At 68.6% G+C, this 20002-nt stretch carries 19 protein-coding genes; 7 read left to right on the top strand and 12 right to left on the bottom strand.

The genetic code is table 11. The annotated features are described in order from the left end of the window. Position 1: 1 nt before the first annotated feature. From A5680_RS14685 to A5680_RS14655, 7 genes are all read right to left on the bottom strand, one after another. Positions 2 to 2368: a glycoside hydrolase family 65 protein gene (locus tag A5680_RS14685; protein ID WP_067820462.1), complete on the bottom strand. Its 2367-nt coding sequence runs from the start codon at positions 2366 to 2368 to the stop codon at positions 2 to 4. After that, a complete protein-coding gene (locus tag A5680_RS14680) occupies positions 2365 to 3111 on the bottom strand; it encodes a beta-phosphoglucomutase family hydrolase (RefSeq protein WP_197499796.1) in 747 nt (248 codons plus the stop codon). Before A5680_RS14680 ends, A5680_RS14685 begins: the two co-directional genes overlap by 4 nt. Before the next feature lie 91 nt (positions 3112 to 3202). Next, a complete protein-coding gene (locus tag A5680_RS14675) occupies positions 3203 to 4087 on the bottom strand; it encodes an alpha/beta fold hydrolase (protein WP_231965028.1) in 885 nt (294 codons plus the stop codon). Positions 4088 to 4092: 5 nt separating this feature from the next. Then, positions 4093 to 4896 (bottom strand): class I SAM-dependent methyltransferase, encoded by an 804-nt coding sequence (locus tag A5680_RS14670; RefSeq protein ID WP_082970377.1) that lies wholly within the window; start codon positions 4894 to 4896, stop codon positions 4093 to 4095. Then, the gene (locus A5680_RS14665) at positions 4893 to 5723 is read right to left on the bottom strand and encodes a methyltransferase domain-containing protein (RefSeq protein ID WP_067820455.1); all 831 of its coding nucleotides are present in this window, start codon (positions 5721 to 5723) and stop codon (positions 4893 to 4895) included. The genes A5680_RS14670 and A5680_RS14665 overlap by 4 nt, the downstream gene beginning before the upstream one ends. Continuing rightward, positions 5720 to 6808, bottom strand: a complete 1089-nt coding sequence (locus tag A5680_RS14660) for an NmrA family NAD(P)-binding protein (RefSeq protein WP_067820452.1) — start codon at positions 6806 to 6808, stop codon at positions 5720 to 5722. The genes A5680_RS14665 and A5680_RS14660 overlap by 4 nt, the downstream gene beginning before the upstream one ends. Continuing rightward, complete coding sequence (locus A5680_RS14655) at positions 6805 to 8319, bottom strand: DHA2 family efflux MFS transporter permease subunit (protein ID WP_067820450.1); 1515 nt, start codon at positions 8317 to 8319, stop codon at positions 6805 to 6807. Before A5680_RS14655 ends, A5680_RS14660 begins: the two co-directional genes overlap by 4 nt. 78 nt (positions 8320 to 8397) lie before the next feature. Between A5680_RS14655 and A5680_RS14650 the strand changes: the two genes are divergently transcribed. Beyond that, positions 8398 to 9039, top strand: a complete 642-nt coding sequence (locus A5680_RS14650) for a helix-turn-helix domain-containing protein (RefSeq protein ID WP_067820492.1) — start codon at positions 8398 to 8400, stop codon at positions 9037 to 9039. 3 nt (positions 9040 to 9042) lie between these two features. On the opposite strand, the gene A5680_RS14645 is transcribed toward A5680_RS14650, so the two are convergent. After that, positions 9043 to 9696 carry a TetR/AcrR family transcriptional regulator gene (locus A5680_RS14645; protein ID WP_067820447.1) on the bottom strand — a complete coding sequence of 218 codons (654 nt, stop codon included), beginning with the start codon at positions 9694 to 9696 and terminating at the stop codon, positions 9043 to 9045. A gap of 59 nt (positions 9697 to 9755) precedes the next feature. On the opposite strand from A5680_RS14645, the gene A5680_RS14640 reads away from it, so the two are divergent. Continuing rightward, a complete protein-coding gene (locus A5680_RS14640) occupies positions 9756 to 10952 on the top strand; it encodes an acyl-CoA dehydrogenase family protein (RefSeq protein ID WP_197499795.1) in 1197 nt (398 codons plus the stop codon). A 10-nt stretch (positions 10953 to 10962) separates the two neighbouring features. On the opposite strand, the gene A5680_RS14635 is transcribed toward A5680_RS14640, so the two are convergent. From A5680_RS14635 to A5680_RS14625, 3 genes are read right to left on the bottom strand one after another with little or no spacing between them, the layout of a single operon-like run. Then, positions 10963 to 11529, bottom strand: coding sequence for a TetR/AcrR family transcriptional regulator (locus A5680_RS14635; protein WP_055401329.1), 567 nt, complete (start codon positions 11527 to 11529; stop codon positions 10963 to 10965). 12 nt (positions 11530 to 11541) lie between these two features. Next, positions 11542 to 12378, bottom strand: coding sequence for an SDR family oxidoreductase (locus A5680_RS14630; protein WP_067820440.1), 837 nt, complete (start codon positions 12376 to 12378; stop codon positions 11542 to 11544). A gap of 1 nt (position 12379) precedes the next feature. Further along, the gene (locus A5680_RS14625; RefSeq protein WP_067820437.1) at positions 12380 to 13183 is read right to left on the bottom strand and encodes an SDR family oxidoreductase; all 804 of its coding nucleotides are present in this window, start codon (positions 13181 to 13183) and stop codon (positions 12380 to 12382) included. Between the two features lie 204 nt (positions 13184 to 13387). Here A5680_RS14625 and A5680_RS14620 point away from each other — a divergent pair, with 204 nt between their 5' ends. The 4 genes from A5680_RS14620 (at position 13388) to guaA (ending at position 18661) form a co-directional block, all read left to right on the top strand. Next, positions 13388 to 13816 (top strand): MmpS family transport accessory protein, encoded by a 429-nt coding sequence (locus tag A5680_RS14620; protein ID WP_055401323.1) that lies wholly within the window; start codon positions 13388 to 13390, stop codon positions 13814 to 13816. Next, complete coding sequence (locus tag A5680_RS14615) at positions 13795 to 16653, top strand: MMPL family RND transporter (protein ID WP_197499797.1); 2859 nt, start codon at positions 13795 to 13797, stop codon at positions 16651 to 16653. The genes A5680_RS14620 and A5680_RS14615 overlap by 22 nt, the downstream gene beginning before the upstream one ends. Continuing rightward, positions 16650 to 17033 (top strand): SRPBCC domain-containing protein, encoded by a 384-nt coding sequence (locus A5680_RS14610; RefSeq protein ID WP_067820432.1) that lies wholly within the window; start codon positions 16650 to 16652, stop codon positions 17031 to 17033. Before A5680_RS14615 ends, A5680_RS14610 begins: the two co-directional genes overlap by 4 nt. 92 nt (positions 17034 to 17125) lie before the next feature. Next, the gene (gene guaA / locus A5680_RS14605; protein WP_067820429.1) at positions 17126 to 18661 is read left to right on the top strand and encodes a glutamine-hydrolyzing GMP synthase; all 1536 of its coding nucleotides are present in this window, start codon (positions 17126 to 17128) and stop codon (positions 18659 to 18661) included. A gap of 19 nt (positions 18662 to 18680) precedes the next feature. Here the strand turns inward: guaA and A5680_RS14600 are convergent, their stop codons facing one another. After that, a complete protein-coding gene (locus tag A5680_RS14600) occupies positions 18681 to 19274 on the bottom strand; it encodes a hypothetical protein (protein ID WP_369827665.1) in 594 nt (197 codons plus the stop codon). Positions 19275 to 19373: 99 nt separating this feature from the next. On the opposite strand from A5680_RS14600, the gene A5680_RS14595 reads away from it, so the two are divergent. Beyond that, positions 19374 to 20002: hypothetical protein (locus A5680_RS14595; RefSeq protein ID WP_067820425.1), on the top strand; the 629-nt coding region annotated here is incomplete at its 3' end.

The following is a 20002-nucleotide window of genomic DNA, read 5'->3' as shown; positions in this document are numbered from 1 at the left end:
CTCACTTCTTGCGGGTCAGCGCCCGGCGGTGCAGCGGCTCGCGACCCGGCGGCTGCTGCGGGGGCGGCAGCAGTGGTTTGCGTTGGCGCACCGCGAAGGTCTTGGGCGCGTCGGTGCTAAGGGTGACATCCTCGCCGGCGTGCCGGATGGTGAGTTGGCCGCCCGGCCCGTCGCGCACCGTGTACGTGACGTCGGAATGGTTGACGTCGACGGTCACCCGGAAATCGCGCCACCGAAGCCGAAACCGCAGCCGCGAAATGCCGTCGGGCAGTGCGGGATCCAGCGCCAGGATGCCCTCGTCGTCGCGCAGGCCGCCGAAGCCGCCCACCAACGCCGTCCACGCGCCCGCGAGCGAGGCCATGTGCAGGCCGTCGCGGGTGTTGTGGTGCAGGTCGCGCAGGTCGATCAACCCGGCCTCGTAGGCGTAGTCGTGCGCCAGTTCCAGGTGTCCGACCTCGGCGCACATCACCGCCTGGGTGCACGCGGACAACGACGAATCGCGCACCATGCGCCGCTCGTAGTAGTCGACGTTGCGCGCCTTCTGTTCCGGGGTGAACGCGTGACTGCGCCACTGCATCGCCAGCACCAGGTCGGCCTGCTTGATCACCTGCGCGGGGTAGAGCCGCACGTAGGGGTCGTGCAACAGCAACGGATAGGAGTGGTTCTCCTGGAAGTTCCATTCCGCGAGCGTGGTGAAGCCCTCGCACTGCTGATGCACCCCCAGGCCGGCGTCGTAGGGGATGTTGGCGGCGTCGGCCGCGTCGCGCCAGGAAGCCGTCTCCTCGGTGGTGACGCCCAGCGCCTCCGCCACCTCGGGGTGGCGGTTGCAGGCCTCGGCGGCGGTCCGCAGGTTGTGCGCGGCCATCAGGTTGGTGAAGACGTTGTCGCGCACGATCGCGGTGTACTCGTCGGGGCCGGTGACCCCGTCGAGGTGCCAGACGCCATGCCGGTCGTGGTGGCCGAGGGTGACCCAGAGGCGGGCGGTTTCGACGAGAACCCCTAGGCCGCAATGCTTTTCCAGTTCCTCGTCGCCGGTGACGATGCGGTATCGCTCGAACGCCATGGCGATGTCGGCGTTGATGTGCCAGGCCGCGGTGCCGGCCGGCCAATACGCCGAGCACTCCTGCCCGCGGATGGTGCGCCAGGGGAAGGCGGCGCCTTCGAGGCCGAGTTCGGCGGCCCGCTCCTTGGCGAGGTCCAGCGTCGACGCCCGCCACTTCAGCGCGTCGGCAACCGCGTGCGGCGCGGTGTAGGTGAGCACCGGCAACACGTAGCCCTCGGTGTCCCAGAAGGCGTGGCCGTCATAGCCGGTCCCGGTGAGTCCCTTGGCCGAGATCGCCCGGCGCTCGGCGCGCGCGCTGGCCTGCAACAGGTGAAACAGCCCGAACCGCACGGCCTGCTGGGACTCGGGATCGCCCTCGACCTCGACGTCCGCGCAGTCCCAGAACTCGTCCAGGTACTTGCGCTGCGCGTCCACCAGCCCCTGCCAGCCGCTGTAGCGGGCGCTGTGGATGGCGGCGGCGGCCTGGTCGCGCAGCGCGGGGCGCGAGCGCATGCTCGACCAGCCATACGCGAGGTACTTGACGATGCGCAGCTTCTGCCCGGCGCGCAGCCCGCAGATCACGGTGGTTCGCGCCAGGTCTTCGCGCGCGTCGGTGCTGTACTCGACGCGACCGGGAACGTCGATCTCGTGATCCATCGCGGCGGACATCATCAGGGCGCTGCTGCGGGTGCGGTGCATGAGAAGCGCCCCGGTGTCGGTGTTTTCGTGGTCGACGGCCACCAGGGGGCTTTCCAGGATGGCCGCCACCCGCGGGTCGCCCGACGTCTGGGGCTGGTCCTCATTGGTGACCAGTTCGGACTGCACCGTCACCCGGACGAAATCGCCGACCGCTTCCACGACGTATTCGATGGCGGCCACGCCGCGTTGCGCCAGCGACACCAGTCGGGTGGACACCAGCTTGATTTCCTTGCCCGCGGGCGAGCGCCAATGCGCGTGGCGGGCCATCGTCCCCGCGCGCAGGTCGAGAACCCGTTCGTGCGAGAGCAATTCGCCGTAGCGGACGTCGAACGGCTCGTCCTCGACCAGCAGGCGGATGATCTTGCCGTTGGTGACGTCGACGATTGTCTGGCCGGCCTCGGGGTAGCCGTACCCGGCCTCGGCGTAGGGCAGCGGCCGGATTTCGTAGAAGGAGTTCAGGTAGGTGCCGGGCAGGCCGTAGGGCTCACCCTCGTCCAGATTGCCGCGCAGCCCGATGTGCCCGTTGGACAAGGTGAACAGCGATTCGGACTGTGCCAACAGGTTCAGGTCGAGCTTGGTTTCGCTGACCAGCCATGGATCGACGGGGAAGGCTTCGTCGGTGATCATGACTGCAGCAGCTCGGCGAGGTCGGTGACCACCACGTCGGCGCCGTTGCGCCGCAGATCCTCGGCCTGCCCCACCCGGTCGACGCCCACCACGTAGCCGAAATTACCGGCATGGCCGGCCTGCACGCCCGAGATGGCGTCCTCGAAAACGGCCGCTTCGTCGGCGCCGACGCCGAGCAACTCGGCGCCCCGCAGGTAGGAGTCGGGGGCCGGCTTGCCGGCGATGTGCTCGTCGCGCAGCGTGACGCCGTCCACCCGCTGCTGGATGAACCGGTCCAGACCGGTGATCTCCAGGACGTCGCGGGTGTTGGCGCTCGAGGACACCACCGCGATGCCCAGGCCCGCCTCCGAGACCGCCTCCAGGTAACGTCGCGACCCCTCGAACACCTCGACGCCGTCCTTGCGTAGCACCTTCTGGAACGCGTCGTTCTTGCGGTTGCCCAGCCCGTACACGGTGTCGGCGTCGTCCGGGTCGTCGGGACTGCCGTCGGGCAGATCGATGCCGCGGCTCTGCAGGAACGAGCGGACGCCGTCCTCGCGCTTCTTGCCGTCCACGTATTTGCGGTAGTCGGCGGCCGCGTCGAAGGGAACGAACTCCTCCCCGGTGCGCTTGGCCCGTTCGGACAGGAAGTCGTCGAACATGGTCTTCCAGGCCTTGGTATGGACGCTGGCGGTATCGGTCAGCACCCCATCGAGGTCGAACAGACAGGCATGCACTTTCTCGGGCAGACCCAAAGAATGCACCGGCGGACCTCGCTCTCTAGTGTCTGACGGACTAGGTAAGCGATACCCACTCCACCATGCCGAGCAATCCGCGCGCCACCTTGGGCGCCTGTTATGTGCGCCGACGGCTTTCCCGGATGAGGCGGGCCATTTCCCCCGGGCTTTCGAGGGCCGAGAAATGGCCGACGCCCGGCACGGTAACGGCGTCCGCGGTCAGCAGGGCGGCGACGTGCTCGCGCTCCGCCGCGCGCGACCAGTCGCGCTCGCTGTAGACGAGCGTGACGGGCACGCTCACCCGCGCGTAGCGGCTTCGCGCGGCGACGAATCCGGCGAGGCTGCGCATGATGGCCCGGTTGACCCGGGGGTAGCCGCGGCGGCGTCCGCTGCGGCGCAGCTCGGCGAGGAACCCGCCGGGCAGCGCGTGGCGGTCGGCGAAGCCGCCGGCCAGCACACCGGCGAGGATCGGGCGGTTTTCCAGCCGGGCGAAAACGGGTCCGGTGCCGGGCAGGCGGACGGCCGTCCCGATCACGCGGGCGAACCAGTTGCCGCGCTCCAGGCCGCCCGGGTAGTCGTAGGGATTGACGGCCACCACGTTGCGCACCCGACCGGTCAGGTCCATCGACGCCAGCAGCGCGATCGCGGCGCCCATCGATTCACCGGCCAGCGTGACGTCGCGCAGGTCGAGGGCTTCGACGAATTCGACGACGGCGCCGCACAGTTCCGGTTGGTCGTAGCGCGCGCCCGGCACGATGTCCGACCATCCCATCCCGGGCAGATCCAGCGCGTAAACCGTGAATTCGTCCCACAGCTCGGGCAACACCCGCTGGAAGTAGTCGAGCTGCGTCCGCACGGTGTGCAGCAAAACCAGCGGCGGCCCCGTGCCCGTCGTGAAGTAACGCAACCGCGATCCGTCGCGGCGACGTAGAAACTTCACCTCGCCGCGACCACCGCTCCACGTCATCGTGTAGCGCCGGTCGGCAATCTCGTTGGGGGACACGTCTTTCAGCCTTCGCACACGGCCTGGATGGCGCGCAGCCGTCCGTCGGCCAGCGCTTGGGTGAGGTGGTGGACTTTGGTGTCGAAGTCGGCGACGAAGGCGTGCAGCCCCAGCGGGTTGGCGGGCTGTGCCAGCAGGGCCCGCATCAGCGCGACCGCCTCGTCGGTGCGGTCGTTCCAGTGCGCGACGGTGAAACCCGCGGACTCGACGGCGGCGCGCAACTGATCGGGGGTGACCAGGTGGCTGCGCCCGGGGTTGTCGGCCCACGGCAGCGGATAGTCGAGCGGGCCGCGATCTCCCGTCGTGATGTCCCACAGGGCGAGCCGCCCGCCGGCCTTGAGGACGCGGCGCGCTTCGGAGTAGAGGCGCGCCTTGTCCGCGACGTTCATCTGGACGTGCTGGCTCAGGACCACGTCGAACGTCCCGTCGGGGAACGGCAGGTCGGTCACGTCGGCTCGGTGGACGGATATCCGGTCATCCAGGCCGACAAGGCGATTGAGCCAGCGGTGCGTGTCGCAGTATTCGTCGGTGAGATCGACGGCGGTGACCGCGCAGCCGTAGCGCGCGGCGACGTAGCGGGCGGTACCCCCGACCCCGCTGCCGGCGTCGAGCACTTCGCTTTCAGCGCCGATCTCGACCAGGTCCACCAGTTGGGCGGTGGCGATGCGGCCCATGGTGTGGAAGTCCTCCAGCAGCGCCAGGTCGGCGGGTTCGAGGCGGTCGAGGTCCTTGCCGGCAACGACCAGCGCGCGCTCGATGTTGTTCCGCGACAGGCCGGTTGAGTATTGCTCTTGGATGACGTTGCTCATTTGCGCACCCATGCCGTGATGATGGGCGGCATCGTGATGAGGGCATTGGCCGCGAGCACCTCCTCGCGGAAACGCGGCACGAACTCGTCGATGTCGGCGACCTCGTCGATGGCGAAGCCGCCCTGTTGCGCGATGGGGGAGACCAGCCGCCAGACTTCCGCGCCGTAGGCCAGGATGTCGGTGCGGGCGGCCGTGCCGATCGGGGCGCCGACGGTCAGCTCAGGCGAACCCAGGCCGGCCTCGGCGAATATGGTGTGCAGCGTGGTGCCGAACCGCGCGGACAGGCCCATGGCCTCGAAGGCCCGCACGATCCCCGCTATCACCTGACCGAACAGCGGCGTGTCCGGGTCGCTGCGCGCCGATTGAATGTCGTTCTCGGAGAACGCGATGACGCCGCCGGGCCGCACGGACTGACTCAGGCGCCGCAGCGTGTCGGCCGGGTCGGGCAGGTGCATGAGGATCAGCCGGCCGATCACCGCGTCCACCGGCTCGTCCAGCGTGATCGCGTCGATCGCGGATTGGGTGAAACGCGTTGTGCCGATGCCTTGTTCGGCGGCGCGGGCGCGGGCCAGCTCCACCATGTCGGGTGCGGCGTCCACCCCGAGCACGCTGCCGGTCGGACCGACCAGCCGGGCGGCGATGAACGACACGTCGCCGGGGCCGCTGCCGATGTCGAGCACCCGCATGCCCGGGCGCAGGCCCGCGAGCCGCAGCGCGTGCTCGGTGTAGTCGTTGTAAAGCCGCCCCTGCAGGAGCAGCCGCCGCACCTCAACGTCGGCATGGCCGAGGACATAGGTGCTGCCGCTGGCAGCCGGTGTGGTGTTCATCGTGCTATCGCCCTTTCCGGTTCGAATGTCGCCAGGTGTTCTTGTCGCCACCCCAAGGACTCGCCCGAGAATGTGGGATGTGCAGGGCGTGGATGTTGTTGGAGCCGGTCGAACCTGTCCAGCCGGCGCATCGGCACCAGCCCGGTCAACAGGAAGATGCCCAGCTGATGGATGAAATTCGCTGGGGTGCGGCGTGTTTCGGGACCGGTGGCGTAGCGGCGCGCTATCGTCAGGAAGTCTTCGGGCTCGACGCCCGCGACGTCGCGGACATGCGTCGTCGGGCCACCCACCTCCCACGTTCCCAGCGCGTACTCCGGAAGGTAGTGGCGCAGGCCGGACTGGAAGAACAGGTCGGCCCCGAGGCGCCGCGCGCTGACGCGCACCGCCCGCATGAACATCCACGGGGGGATGTCGATGTGGCGCACGCGCCGGCCCAGCGCCTCCCCGACGGCATCGGCGATCTCCGCGCCGGACAGCAATGCCGGTCCGGTCGGGCGGTAGGCGCGGCCGTCGTGGCGGTGGGGGTCGAGCAGCGCCCCGACGGCGACCCGGGCGATGTCCTCGTTGGAGGGTGGGGCGTTTCGGCGGCCCCCGGTCGGCGTCGGCAACACTCCCAGCTGGGCGGCCATTCCGATCAGCTGCAGGTAGTTGTCGGCGAAGTAGCCCGGGTCGACGGCCACGTGCGCGGTGTCCGGCAGGAGCTCGAACAGCTTGTCGGTGAGCCAGGCCTGCCGCGTCATCAGGGAGGGATGCTCGGGGCTGGCCAGCCATTGCCCAAGCGCCACCACCGCTTCCACGCCGGCGCGCCGGGCGGCGACCGCGAACGCGACCGCGCTGTCCAGGGCGTGGGGGTGATAGGGAGGGTTGAAATACAGCCGGTCGACGCCGTCCATCGCGGACGAAACCTGGTTGATGTCAAACATATCCGCGACCACGACCTCGGCGCCCAGCTGGCGCAGCTGAGCGCTGCGGGCGTCGTCGCGATGCACCATCGCCCTCGTTGGGACGCCCCTTTCGAGCAGCTGGGTGGCGACGGCACCGCCGACCTTGCCCGTGGCACCGGTTACCAATACCCGATTACTCATCGAATCTCCCTTTCTTGGCGTGCCGGCAATAACCAGCCGACGACGATGGCCGCGCCCAGCGCGATGCCCGCACACACCAGCGAGCTCACCTGCAAGCCGTCCAGGAACGCGCGATCGACCGCGGCGCGGACGCCGACCGCCCGTTGCGCGGGCAGCTGCGCGATCACGCTGTGCGCCAGCGCCATCGACTGCCGCATGGCCTCGGCGGGTAGCCCGGTCAACGCCGACGCGGCGAGGTGTCCCGAGTAGACCGAGGCGAAGATGCTGCCGGCGATCGCGACACCGAGCGTGCCCCCGAGCTCGCGCGTGGTGTCGTTGACGGCCGAGCCGACCCCGGCCTTGTCGGCGGACAGCGACCCCATGATGGCCTCGGTGGCCGGCGAGACCGTCAGGCCGAGGCCACCGCCGAGGAGCAGCATCTGGGTGGCGATCTGGGTGTACGGCGTGGCTGCGTCGGCCGTGGAGGCCCACGCCAGCCCGGCGGCGAACACGGTCAGCCCGGCGGCGACGACGGCGGTGGTGCCGACCCGCTCGACCAGCCGTGGGCTCGCGATGCTGGCCAGCGCGATGGATGCGGCGACCGGCAGCAGCCGCACCCCGCTCTGAAAAGCGGTGTAGTCCTTGATGAATTGGAAGTACTGGGTGATGACGAAGATGAAGCCGAACAGAGTCAGGAAGCCGGCCGTCACCGCCAGGCTGCCGCCGGAGAACCGCCGGTTGGCGAAGACCGAGATGTCCAGCATGGGCTGGGGGGTCCGCCGCTCCCAGAGCGCAAACACCACGAGGATCGCTGTGGCCAGGGCGAACCCGCCCGCGGTCCGGCCGTTGGTCCATCCCCAGGTGGGCGCCTCGATGACCGTGTAGACCAGCGCCGTGATGCCGGCCGCGGACAGGATCAGGCCGCCGACGTCCACGCGCGGCGCCGCGGGATCGCGCGAGGTCGGCACGAACAGGACGCCCCCGACGATCGCCAGCACGGCGATCGGGATGTTCACCATGAAGATCGAGCCCCACCAGAAGTGCTCGAGCAGCCAGCCGCCGCTGATCGGCCCGACGGCCACCCCGACGCCGACCATCGCCGCCCACAGCCCGATCGCCTTGGCCCGCGCCACCGGGTCGGTGAAGATGTTGGTGATCAACCCGAGCGTGGTCGGAAAAATCACCGCCGCGCCCACCCCCATCGCGGCGCGCGCCGCGATCAGCTGGCTGGCCGAATCGGTATGCGCCGCAACGGCAGAGGTGACCGCGAACAGCGCGAGCCCGGAGTTCAGCCAGCCGAGCCTGCCGAATCGGTCGGCCAGGCTGCCCGCCGACAGCAGCAGGCCGGCCATCACCAGGGTGTAGGCGTCGACGATCCATTGCAGCTGCGCGGTGTTGGCGCCGAGCTCGCGCGACAGGGTCGGCAGCGCGACGTTGACGATGGTGGCGTCGACGCTGATGACGAAGACACCAAGGCAGATGACGGCGAGCGCGGCTATCGGATGGTTGCGGACGCGGCTTGCGATGGGCATAGACGAGACCCTAAAGCTGGTAGACAAGAAAATCAAGCAAATAGTTGAAAAAGGCGTCTGAAGTGCTAGGGTGGGGTGGTGGCGACCCGCCGGACCTACAACCAGAACTGCCCGATCGCGCTCGGGCTCGACGTCCTGGGCGAGCGGTGGACGCTGCTGATCTTGCGCGAGCTGGTCGGCGGCCCCCGCCGCTACAGTGACCTGCGCGCCGAATTGCCGGGCATCGCAACGAATCTGCTGGCCGAGCGGCTCAAGGAACTGCAGGACGCGGGGCTCGTCGACCGCGCCGATCTGCCCGCCCCGATCGGGCGGACCGTGTACACGCTCAGCGACGTGGGCTGGCAGCGGGTGCTGCCCGTGCTGCGTAGCGTCGCGTGGTTCGGCCTGGACCGGCTGGACCCGGTCGAGGGCGAGTCGGTCTCTCCGCTCAACGGGTTTCTGGCCGGGATTCTGCTCGGCTTCGACTCGGCCAAGGCCGCGGGGCTGGAGGCGACGTGCCGGGCCGAGATCGACGGCCGGCGCTTCGACTTCGCGGTGACGCAGGGGCGGCTGGCCGGTGCGCGTGGTGAGCCGTCGGCGACGATCACCGCCGCCGCGGCCGATCTGGTGACCGCCCGCCTCGGCGCGAGCGAGGCCAAGCGCAAGGCGGCGGCGCGGCGCATCGCGGTGACGGGCGATGCGGCGGCCGTCGACGGCGTGCGTCAGGCGTTCGGGCTGTAGCGCTCAATCCGCGGGTTCGAGCAGCGCGCCGATGAGCGCGTCGGCGATGAACGTGCCGTATCGCTTGGCCGACCAACCCCGTTCGAGCACGAGGAGCTCGTAGAGCTCCGGCGCGTGATACGTCCAGAGGATGTCGCGCGCTTGCTTCGAGCCGACGCGCAGCCGTCCCGTGCGGGCCAGATCGGCCGCGAACATCGTCATGGCGTTGAGAGTTTCCTGCCGAATCTGCTGCCACACCTCGCGCGCGTCGGGTGACGACGCGGCGCCGTCGCGCGCGAGCAGCTGCACCGGAGCGCTGCGCGGCATGGTGGCGGCCAGGTGGTCGGCGTAGATCTGTAGCTTGCGGTCCGCCTCGGTCGCCTCGATGACGTTGCGGATCACGTCGCGCTGGGCCATCGGGATCGGCTCGTCGTCGCCGGCCACCGAGACGTCGAACAGCGCCTTGAGCACGCCCGCCTTGGTCGCAAAGGCCTTGTACACCGTTTCGACCGACACGGCGGCGTCCCGCGCGATCTCGGCGATCGTGGTGGTCGCGTAGCCCTGGGCCAAAAATCGCCGCCGGGCGGCGGCAAGCACCGCGTCCCGGTTGCGCTGCGCCTGTTCGCGGCGGCGGGTCGAGTCGTAGCGGCGTGGTGGCGTGCCCTTGACAGATCCCATAATTAGTTACATGCTCCTGTATCTATTACAGATTACTGTATCAGAATTAGGAGCATGACATGACCACCGCAACGTGCCCCGCCGTCGGCCTGTCCGGAGGCGCCCACCCCATGGACGTCGCGCGTGCCCTGGCGCCCGAGATCACCCGGCGCGCCGGCGAGGCGGAGGCGCTCGGGACGACGCCACCCGATCTGGTCGGGCGGCTGCGTGCGGCCGGTGTCTTCCGGGCGCTACAGCCGCGCTCGCTCGGCGGATTCGAAATGGCGCCAACCGAATTCATCCACATGATCGAGGAGCTGGCGTGCGCCGACGGATCGACGGGCTGGATCGCGGCCATCGGCGCCGGCGGCCCGGCATTCACCGCCTGGCTCGAACCCGCCGCCGCCACGGCGCTGTTTGGGCCGGACGCCGATTTCCTGGCGGCCACGGTGTTCGCCCCCACCGGGCGCGCCGTCCCGGACGGGCGTGGGCGCTTCGCCGTCGACGGCCGGTGGCCGTTCGCCAGCGGCTGTCGCCATGCCGAATGGGTTTTGGCCGGGATGTTCGTCTTCGACGGCGACACACCGCGAATGATCCCCGACCAGGGCCCCGACTGGCGCCTGGCGTTCTTCCCCCGCGCCGAAGCCGAAATCGTCGACAACTGGGACGTTTTGGGGCTGCGCGCCACCGGCAGCAACGACCTGGTCGGCCGGGGCCTGCGGGTCGACGAGGAACACACCATCAGCCCGTTCTTCTCTCCGGCCCGCCAGGACGGCCCGTTGTGGAGGCTGGCGTTCTTCACGCTCGTCGGGGTCGCGATCGTGGGCGTCCCGCTCGGGATCGCGCGTCGCGCGCTGGACGAATTCACCGAGCTGGCGGCGACGAAGACGCGTGCCGGCACGTTCGAGCCGCTCGCCCAGGATTCCGCCGCACAGGTCGAATTCGCCGGTGCCGAAGCCGGTTTGAGGGCGGCGCGGGCCTTCGTTCTGGACGAGGCCGCCGCCCTGTGGGAAAGCGCGTGCGCCGGCGACCCGCCGACGCTTGGGCAGCGCGCCGGCTTCCAGCTCGCCGCCCAACAGGCGATGCGCGCGGCGCGTCACGCGGTGGATGCGGCGTTTCACCTGACCGGCGCCGACGCGGTGCACGCGAACCACCCGCTGCAACGATGCTTCCGGGACCTGCACACGGTCGGCCAGCACGTGTACTTCAGTCCGGCGGCGTTGAAGCGCTACGCCGGCACCCGCTTCGGCATCGCGCAACCGACACACCTGATGTGATGGCGCCGCGTCACACCTGCAGTGCAGTTATCCACTTCTCGAGGCGGCGGGCTTGTTGGGCCATCACTTCGGGCTGCCCCAGGGCGTTGGTCAGAACGGCGCTGCCCTCGTAAGCGATGACGAGTTCGAGGGCCAGCTCGCGGGCGTCGCGGCGGCCCATGGCGTGGAACTGCTGCTCGGCCCAGTCCAGCAGCGTCTGCATGATGGGAGCGGTCAGGTCGGGCGATCGGCCTGGCTGGTTCGCGAGTTCGGTGCACAGTGTTCCGAGCGGGCATCCGTGGTCGGCGATCGTGTGGCGCGACTCCGCCAGCATCGCCACGAGTGCCTTGAGCCGCGCCTTGGGGCTGCCGTGCCGGCGCTGCAGGGCGGCGGTTGCGGATCGGACCTCCTCGGTGCGCGCCTCGGCTACGGCGGCAACGATGTCGTCTTTGGTCTTGAAGTAGTAGTACACGTTGCCCAGGGGCACCTGCGCGGCCTCGGCGATGTGCGCCAGTGTGGTGCCCGCTATGCCCTGGCGATAGAACAGGTCGCACGCGGCGGCGATCAATCGCTCCCGCTTGCCGGTTGAGTCAGCCATATCACTCACGGACTATAGACGGCATGCGTCCATGCTCAGGTTCCACAGGTGGTCGCGGTACTCCGGGGTGTTGTACGCGGTCCTGACCTTCTTCGGCGGGGCATTCGTGAAGTACTGACCGGAGACCCGCGACGCGGCGGGGGAGCCGGCGAGAAACACCGACGTGGCCGCACCCCGGTCCGCTGACCGCGAAAACGGCAGCGCCGCAAAAGAGATAGCGCGCAGTACCCCTTCCGCTTCACGCATCATCGGCGTCCTGACGATCCCGGGGTGCACGGCGTTCGCGGTGACGCGCGTCGGCGCCAGTCGCTGCGCCAGCTCGATGGTGAAAAGCAGCACGCACAGCTTCGACGAGGCGTACGCGCCGATGGTGGAGAACCGGCGCTCGCCTTGCAGGTTGTCCGGGTCGAACTTGCCGGCGCGGTACACGCTCGAGCTCAGGTTGACGACCCTGCCCTGCCGGCTCGTCTCCAGTGCGTCGAGCAGCAACTGGGTGAGATAGAACTGCGCGAGGTAGTTGACCTGAAACATCGTCTCGTAGCCGTCCTCGGTCAGCACGCGTTGCGGCATGACGACGCCGGCGTTGTTGACCAGAACGTCCAGCCGCGGGTAGCGCGCCGCGAACGCCGTGGCCAGCGCGCGCAGTTGGGAAAGCGACCCGAGATCCGCGGTGAGGTAGTCGACGTCGCGGTTGCCGGTCGACGCGACGATTTCGGATGTCACGGTCGCCGCCTTGGCCGCGCTGCGCGCGGCCAGCACGACGGCATAACCCTCGCGGGCGAGCGCGGTCGCGGTGACTTTGCCGATGCCATCGGTGGCCCCGGTGACGAGACAAATGGGCCTGTCCATGTTAATTGGCGGCCGTTTTGAGCTCGGCGGGCCGCGCCAACATGCGCGACATCATCGAGCGGGTGACGGTCGCGGGCACTAGCGCGGTGGTCACCCGGTTGAGCCGGCCCGGTATGCAACGGGCCCGGTTTCGCTCTAGCGCGCGCAGTGCGTCACGGGCGCAAACGTCCGGGGCCATGGGCGGCATCGGCAGTTTGTCTGGGTCGAGGCCGAGTTGGGCGATCGCCGGCGTGCGGGTGGGCCCGGGGTGCAGCACCGTGACGTGCACCCCGTGCTTGGCCAGCTCGCCGTGCAGGCCGGCACCGAGGCTGGCCACGTACGCCTTGGTCGCCGCGGTGTGCGCCAGGTACGGCACGCCGTGTATCGCGCCCAGGGCGGAGACCAGCACGATGCCGCCACGGCCGCGCCGCGCCAGCCGTGCACCGAAGTGGTGCGTGAGGCCCAAGTGCGCGGCGGTGTTGAGCCGCAGGATGGCCCGCTGCGCCTGAAGATCGGAGTCTAGGAACGGCCCGGGCAGGGCGGCGCCGGCGTTCGACACCAGCAGGCCGACGTCGATGTCGTTGGTGGCGTTGGCGATTGGGGTCAGCATCGCCGGGTCGGACAGGTCGACGCCGACGGCGCGAAAGTCGACGCCGCTTTCCCGGGCCAGCGCGCCACCAAGCTCCTCCAGCGCGGTCAGGCGCCGCGAGACGAGGACCACGTTGATGCCCGCGGTGGCGAGCTGGCGAGCGAATTCGCGCCCGATCCCTGACGACGCCCCAGTCACGACCGCCCAGGGGCCGAACCGATGTGTGTTGATACTCATGGTGTTTTGACCTCTCTGGTGGCCCGTTCGCGGCGCCGTCGTGGATGAGCACGTTAGTTACACAACTTACTATCGCCGACCTCAATCAAGCAAGCGATTGGCTTGAGAGGTGCAAATACGCAGTTCGATCCGGCTATTGTGCTGGAGGGGCGGTTGACCTAATGTGTTGGGCAACTAACTTATGTCGGAAGAGCGGGGTGGAGGATGGCCATCGTCAAACGTGCGTGGATCCCGCTCGTCGTGTTGGCCCTGGTCGTCGTCGCGGGTTTCGCCGTCTACCGGCTGCACGGTGCCTTCGGTGCCCGGGCCACCGCGTCGGCCGTCGGCGCCCGCGCCGATGACATCAAACCCTTCAACCCCAAGCATGTGACGCTGGAGGTCTTCGGCCCCGCTGGCAGCGTGGCCGACGTCAACTACCTCGACGTCGACGCCGTGCCGCAACGAGTCGACGGCACCCGGTTGCCGTGGACCTACAGCGTGGCCACAACCGCTCCCGCGGTGAGCGTCAACGTGGTGGCGCAGGGCGACGACGACAACATCGGTTGCCGGATCACCGTTAACGGCGACATTCGGGCCGAACGAACCGTGGCGGGAATTCATCCCCAAACTTTCTGCCTGGTGAAGTCCGCGTGATCGCTCGCACGGTTCGCCGGCTTTCGGTACCCATCCTGCTTTTCTGGCTGGGGCTGGCCGCGGTCACCAATATCGCTGTGCCGCAACTGGAAGCGGTCGGCGAGGCGCACGCGGTGTCGATGAGCCCCGACGATGCCCCGGCGATACGGGCCATGAAGCGCGTCGGTGAGGTGTTCAAGGAATTCGACTCCGACAGCGCGGTCATGGTCGTCCTCGAGGGCCAAGCCCCGCTGGGTGATGCTGCGCATCGGTTCTATGACGAGCTGATCCGCAAGCTCGCGCAGGACCACCGGCACGTCGAGCACATCCAGAACTTCTGGGGCGATCCGCTCACCGCGGCCGGCTCGCAGAGCGCCGACGGCAGGGCCGCCTACGTTCAGGTCTTCCTCGTGGGCCGCCAAGGCGAGACGCTGGCCAACGAGTCGGTCGACGCCGTGCGGCGCATCGTGTCGAACGTCCAGGCGCCCGACGGCGTCAGGGCTTACATCGCCGGCCCCGCAGCGGTGACCACGGATCAGCTCGAATTCGGTAACAAGAGCGCCCGCAAGGTGATGGGCGTGACGGTCGCGGTCATCGTCGCGATGTTGCTGATCGTGTATCGCTCTGTGGTCACCGTTGTGCTGACGCTTCTGATGGTCTTCATCGAACTGCCGGCAATGCAAGGCGTGATCGCCTTCCTGGGCGGTCACGGCCTACTGGGGCTATCGACATTTGCGGTGCAGATCCTCCCGATACTCGCGATCGCCGCGGGCACGGATTACGCGATCTTCATCGTTGGCCGATATCAGGAGGCCCGGCAGGCGGGTCAGGACGCAGAAGCCGCGTACTACACCATGTTTCGCGGCAGCGCCCACGTGGTCCTGGGCTCGGGGCTGACCATCGCCGGCGCGATGTTTTGCCTCAGTTTCACCCGGTTGCCTTATTTCCAAACGCTGGGTGCGCCGTGCGCGATCGGGATGCTCACGATCGTGGCGAGCGCCCTGACGTTGGGTCCGGCGATCGTCGCGTTGGGCAGTCGCTTCGGACTTTTCGATCCCAAACGCAAGATGAAGACGCGGGGGTGGCGACGGCTGGGAACCGCGGTGGTCCGCTGGCCGGGACCGATACTCGCGGCGAGCCTTGCGACCGCGTTGGTCGGGCTGTTGGCCCTGCCGTCGTTCACGACGAGTTACAACGATCGCAACTACCTACCCCGGACCACGCCATCCAATGTCGGGTACGCCGCGGCCGACCGGCATTTTTCGCCCGCGCGGCTCAATCCCGACCTGTTGCTCGTCGAGACCGACCACGATATGCGCAATCCCGCCGACATGCTCGTCCTGGACCGGGTGGCCAAAAGCGTCTTCGGGGCCGATGGTGTCGCGCGGGTCCAGTCCATCACCAGGCCGCTGGGCACCCCGATCGCGCACACCTCCATTCCCTTCCAGATCAGCATGCAAGCCACCACCTTGACCGAGAACATGAAATACCTGCACGACCGAATAGCGGACATGCGGGCCATTGCGGATCAGATGACCGGTGTCATCGACACCATGCAACGCATGCTCACGCTGATGCGCGAGCTCGCCGGAACCACACACGACGTAGCGGGCCAGACCAAGCAGATCGTTACCGACACCACCGAAGTGCGCGACCGCATCGCCGATTTCGACGATTTCTTCCGGCCGCTGCGCGGCTACTTGCACTGGGAACGGCACTGCTTCGACATCGGAGTCTGCTGGGCGCTGCGATCGGCCTTCGACGCGCTCGACGGCGTCGACAAGCTCACCGATGATCTTGGCGGCCTGGTCAACGATACCGATCGGCTGGATGCCCTGATGCCGCAACTAATCTCGCTCCTGCCGCCAATCATCGACGCCACGACGACCTTGCGCACGATGACGTTGACGATGTACAGCACCTTCGCGGGCCTGCTGGATCAGATGGACGCCGCGCAGCAGAACGCCTCCGCGATGGGACAGGCGTTCGACAGCGCCAAGAACGACGACTCCTTCTACCTGCCGCCCGAGGTGTTCGATAACCCCGACTTCAAACGCGGCCTGGCGATGTTCCTCTCGCCCGACGGGAAGGCCGCCCGGCTCATCGTCACCCACGACGGGGATCCCGCGACGCCACAAGGCATCTCGCACGTCGACGCGATCAAGAAGGCTGCGCGCCACGCCCTGAAGGGGACCCCGTTGGAAGACGCCAGAATATACCTGGGCGGGACGGCGGCGACGTACAAGGACATGAGCGACGCGGCCAAATACGACGTGCTGATCGCGGCGATCTCCGCCGCGTGCCTGATCTTGATCATCATGCTGGTCATCACCGGAAGCGTGATCGCCGCATTGGTCATCATCGGGACTGTGGTGCTCTCGCTGGGCGCATCGTTTGGATTATCCGTCCTCATCTGGCAAGACATCCTCGGTATTCCGTTGCACTGGTTGGTCATAGCGATGGCGGTCATCATCTTGCTGGCCGTGGGATCGGACTACAACCTGCTCCTGGTCTCGCGGTTCAAAGAGGAAATGGGCGCCGGCATCAAAACCGGCATCATCCGCGCCATGGGCGGAACGGGGGCCGTGGTCACCTCTGCCGGCCTGGTGTTCGCGTTCACCATGTCGTCCTTCGTGTTCAGCGATCTCCAAATCATCGGCCAGTTTGGCACCACCGTCGGCATCGGGTTGCTGTTCGACACGCTCGTCGTGCGGTCACTGATGACGCCGTCGATCGCCGCCCTGCTCGGACGCTGGTTCTGGTGGCCGCGACGGGTAGGCGTCCGGCCTCGGGCGCGGAGATCCCGAGTGCCCGAAGTCGTTCCGATTCTGACGCCCACCGAAAGCCCGCGAACATGATCTTCCATCGCCCCAAAACCCAAAGGCTGTCCGACTCGATTTACCTCGCCGCACCGCCCGACGAGGTGTGGGGCCTGATCACCGCGGTGAGGAGCATTGCGGAGTGGTACGACACGTGGGACGCCGTCGATCACGCCGCTGAGGTTGAACGACTCCAGGTGGGTACGTCGTTTCGGCTGATTCGTCACGGTGGCGGCCGCAACGACGTCGCGCTGTGCCGCGTGACCTCGTTGGAACCGCCCTGGCGGTTGTGCTGGGAGCAGTACGCCCCGCACCTGCCGACCATGTCGGTCGAATTCCAGTTGATGCCCGAGACCAACGGAACCGCAGGTACCCGGCTGAGCCACACCAGGAGCTGGATCGAACCTTTAGCCCCCTGATGCGCCCGCCAGCGGGTTTGGCGCCCACTATTAGACTCACTGCCGTGACCGAACCCGCTGAAGTCGATGGGCCCGCGGCACCGCCGCGGCCCGTGCTGGTCGTCGACTTCGGCGCGCAGTACGCGCAGTTGATTGCCCGGCGCGTCCGCGAGGCGCGGGTCTTCTCCGAGGTCATTCCGCACACCGCGTCGATCGACGAGATCAAGGCCCGGGAGCCGTCGGCGCTGGTGCTCTCCGGGGGGCCGTCCAGCGTCTACGAGCCCGGCGCTCCGCAACTCGACCCGGCGGTGTTCGACCTCGGCGTGCCCGTGTTCGGCATCTGCTATGGATTCCAGGCCATGGCGCAGGCCCTCGGCGGGACCGTCGCCCACACCGGCACCAGTGAGTACGGCCGCACCGAGTTGAAAGTCGCTGGGGGCGAACTGCATTCGGGGCTGCCGAGCGTGCAGCCGGTGTGGATGAGCCACGGCGACGCGGTCACGGCCGCGCCGGACGGGTTCGACGTGGTGGCCAGCAGCGCGGGCGCGGCGGTGGCCGCCTTCGAGAACCGGGCCCGCCGACTGGCCGGTGTGCAGTATCACCCCGAAGTCATGCACACCCCGCACGGGCAGCAGGTGCTCAGCCGCTTCCTGCACGACTTCGCCGGGCTGGGCGCGGAGTGGACGCCGGCCAACATCGCCACCGCGCTGGTGGAGCAGGTGCGCGAACAGATCGGTGACGGCCATGCGATCTGCGGGCTCTCCGGTGGCGTGGACTCGGCGGTGGCCGCCGCGCTGGTGCAGCGCGCCATCGGCGACAGGTTGACCTGTGTCTTCGTCGACCATGGACTGCTGCGTGCCGGCGAGCGGGATCAGGTGCAGCGCGACTTCGTGGCCGCGACCGGCGCCAACCTGGTCACGGTCGACGCCGCGGATACCTTCCTGCAGGCGTTGTCGGGGGTGACCAACCCCGAGGGCAAGCGCAAGATCATCGGCCGCCAGTTCATCCGGGCGTTCGAGGGCGCGGTGCGAGACATCGTGGGGGAGAGCGGCTCCGACGTCGAATTCCTGGTGCAGGGCACGCTGTATCCGGACGTGGTGGAATCCGGTGGGGGCAGCGGCACCGCCAACATCAAGAGCCACCACAACGTCGGCGGCCTGCCCGACGACCTGAAGTTCAAGCTCGTCGAGCCGCTGCGGCTGCTGTTCAAGGACGAGGTGCGCGCCGTCGGGCGTGAGCTCGGCCTGCCGGAGGAAATCGTTGCGCGCCAACCGTTTCCGGGGCCCGGGCTGGGCATCCGGATCGTCGGTGAGGTCACCGCGCAGCGGCTGGACACGTTGCGGCGGGCCGATGAGATCGCGCGCGAGGAGCTGACCGCCGCCGGCCTCGACAACCTGATCTGGCAATGCCCGGTGGTGCTGCTGGGCGACGTGCGATCGGTCGGAGTGCAGGGCGACAACCGCACCTACGGGCACCCGATCGTGCTGCGGCCGGTGTCCAGCGAGGACGCCATGACGGCCGATTGGACCCGGGTGCCCTACGAGGTGCTGGAGCGCATCTCCACGCGCATCACCAACGAGGTGGCCGAGGTCAACCGCGTGGTGCTGGACATCACCAGCAAGCCGCCGGGCACCATCGAGTGGGAGTAGCCAGTCCGCGAGTGTGCGGCTACTCGACGAATTCACGCCTGCCATAGGTGATCATGGCCGCATCCCAGTTTCCGCCGGCCGCGGTGACGAGCCCGCGGGCGATGTCGCGGTCGCCGTCTTCGGCGACCAGGATCAGGGTGTGGTCGGTCGTGGTGACGGATCCGCCGCGGATGCGGTCGCGGGCGACCGGGTCGGCCGCCAGCGCGTCGCCGAGGCGCACGACGTCGACGCCCGGCACGGCGATGAGGATCGCGTTCTGTCGCGGCGCGTTCTGCGGCAGGTAGTCGAAGGTCAGCACCGCGTCCTGGTCGAACTGGCGGCGCAGCGCCTCGGCGGCGGTGTGCGACGAGCCGTCGACCCCGCACAGATGAAATTCCCGCGAGCGCTCGTGGGTGGTTCGCTGCAGCGCGCTCGACCAGTACACCCCGTCGAGCGGGGTCGACCCCGTCACCGCCGCGCCGTGTAGCTCGATCGTCATGTCGGCCTGCGGTTCGAACAGGGGATCGGCGTTGTCGGCGGCGAACAGCTCCGCAGGTTGGCAGGGCGCGGCGTGGGCCGGCGCGAGAAAAGTGATGCAAAAAGGCACCATCAGCCCCACCAGTATCGACCGCATAAAGCAGCCTCTCACGTTTCTTGACGGTTGTCGGAGGGTGGGTGTTAACTCTCAATCAGTCGAACATACTTTCGAAAACAGCGGTGGAGGAGGCTCGTCATGACTGCGGCTTTCGCCACCGATCCCGGCCGGGAAACCCGCGCTGAGCAGCTCGAATCGCTTCGCCGGCGGATGGCCGTGATCACCGGCAAGGCGCCGGGGCCCGCCCCCGCCCGCGCCGACGATCTGCTGCCGGAATCGGAAGCCCAACTGGCCCTGCCGACGTGGCTGGCGGAGTCGCTGCCCGTGCCCCTGCCACGCGGAACGGTGGCGGTGCTCTCCGGCGCCCGCTCGCTGCTGTTGGGTGTGGTGGCCGCGGTGACGGCGGCGGGCGGCAACGTGGCAATCGTCGGCCAGCCGGATATCGGATTGCTGGCCGCCGCGGAGATGGGGGCGGATCTGAGCCGGCTGGCGGTGATACCGGATCCCGGAACCGATCCGGTGGAGGTGGCCGCGGTGCTCGTCGACGGTATGGACCTGGTGGTCCTCGGCCTGGGCGGCCGCCGGGTGCCGCAGACCCGGGCGCGGGCGGTGGTGGCGCGGGCCCGCAGCAAGGGGTGCACGGTGTTGGTCACCGACGGCGACTGGCAGGGGGCGTCCACCCGGCTGGAGGCCCGGGTCTGCGGCTACGAGATCACGCCGGGGAGCCGGGGGGTGCCCGCCCCCGGATTCGGCCGGATCGGCCGGGT

The sequence above is a fragment of the Mycobacterium sp. E2989 genome, assembly GCF_001667595.1.
Taxonomy (GTDB): Bacteria; Actinomycetota; Actinomycetes; order Mycobacteriales; family Mycobacteriaceae; genus Mycobacterium.
The sequence above is the reverse complement of the archived record's forward strand: the minus strand, read 5'-3'. Positions and strand labels throughout refer to the sequence as shown.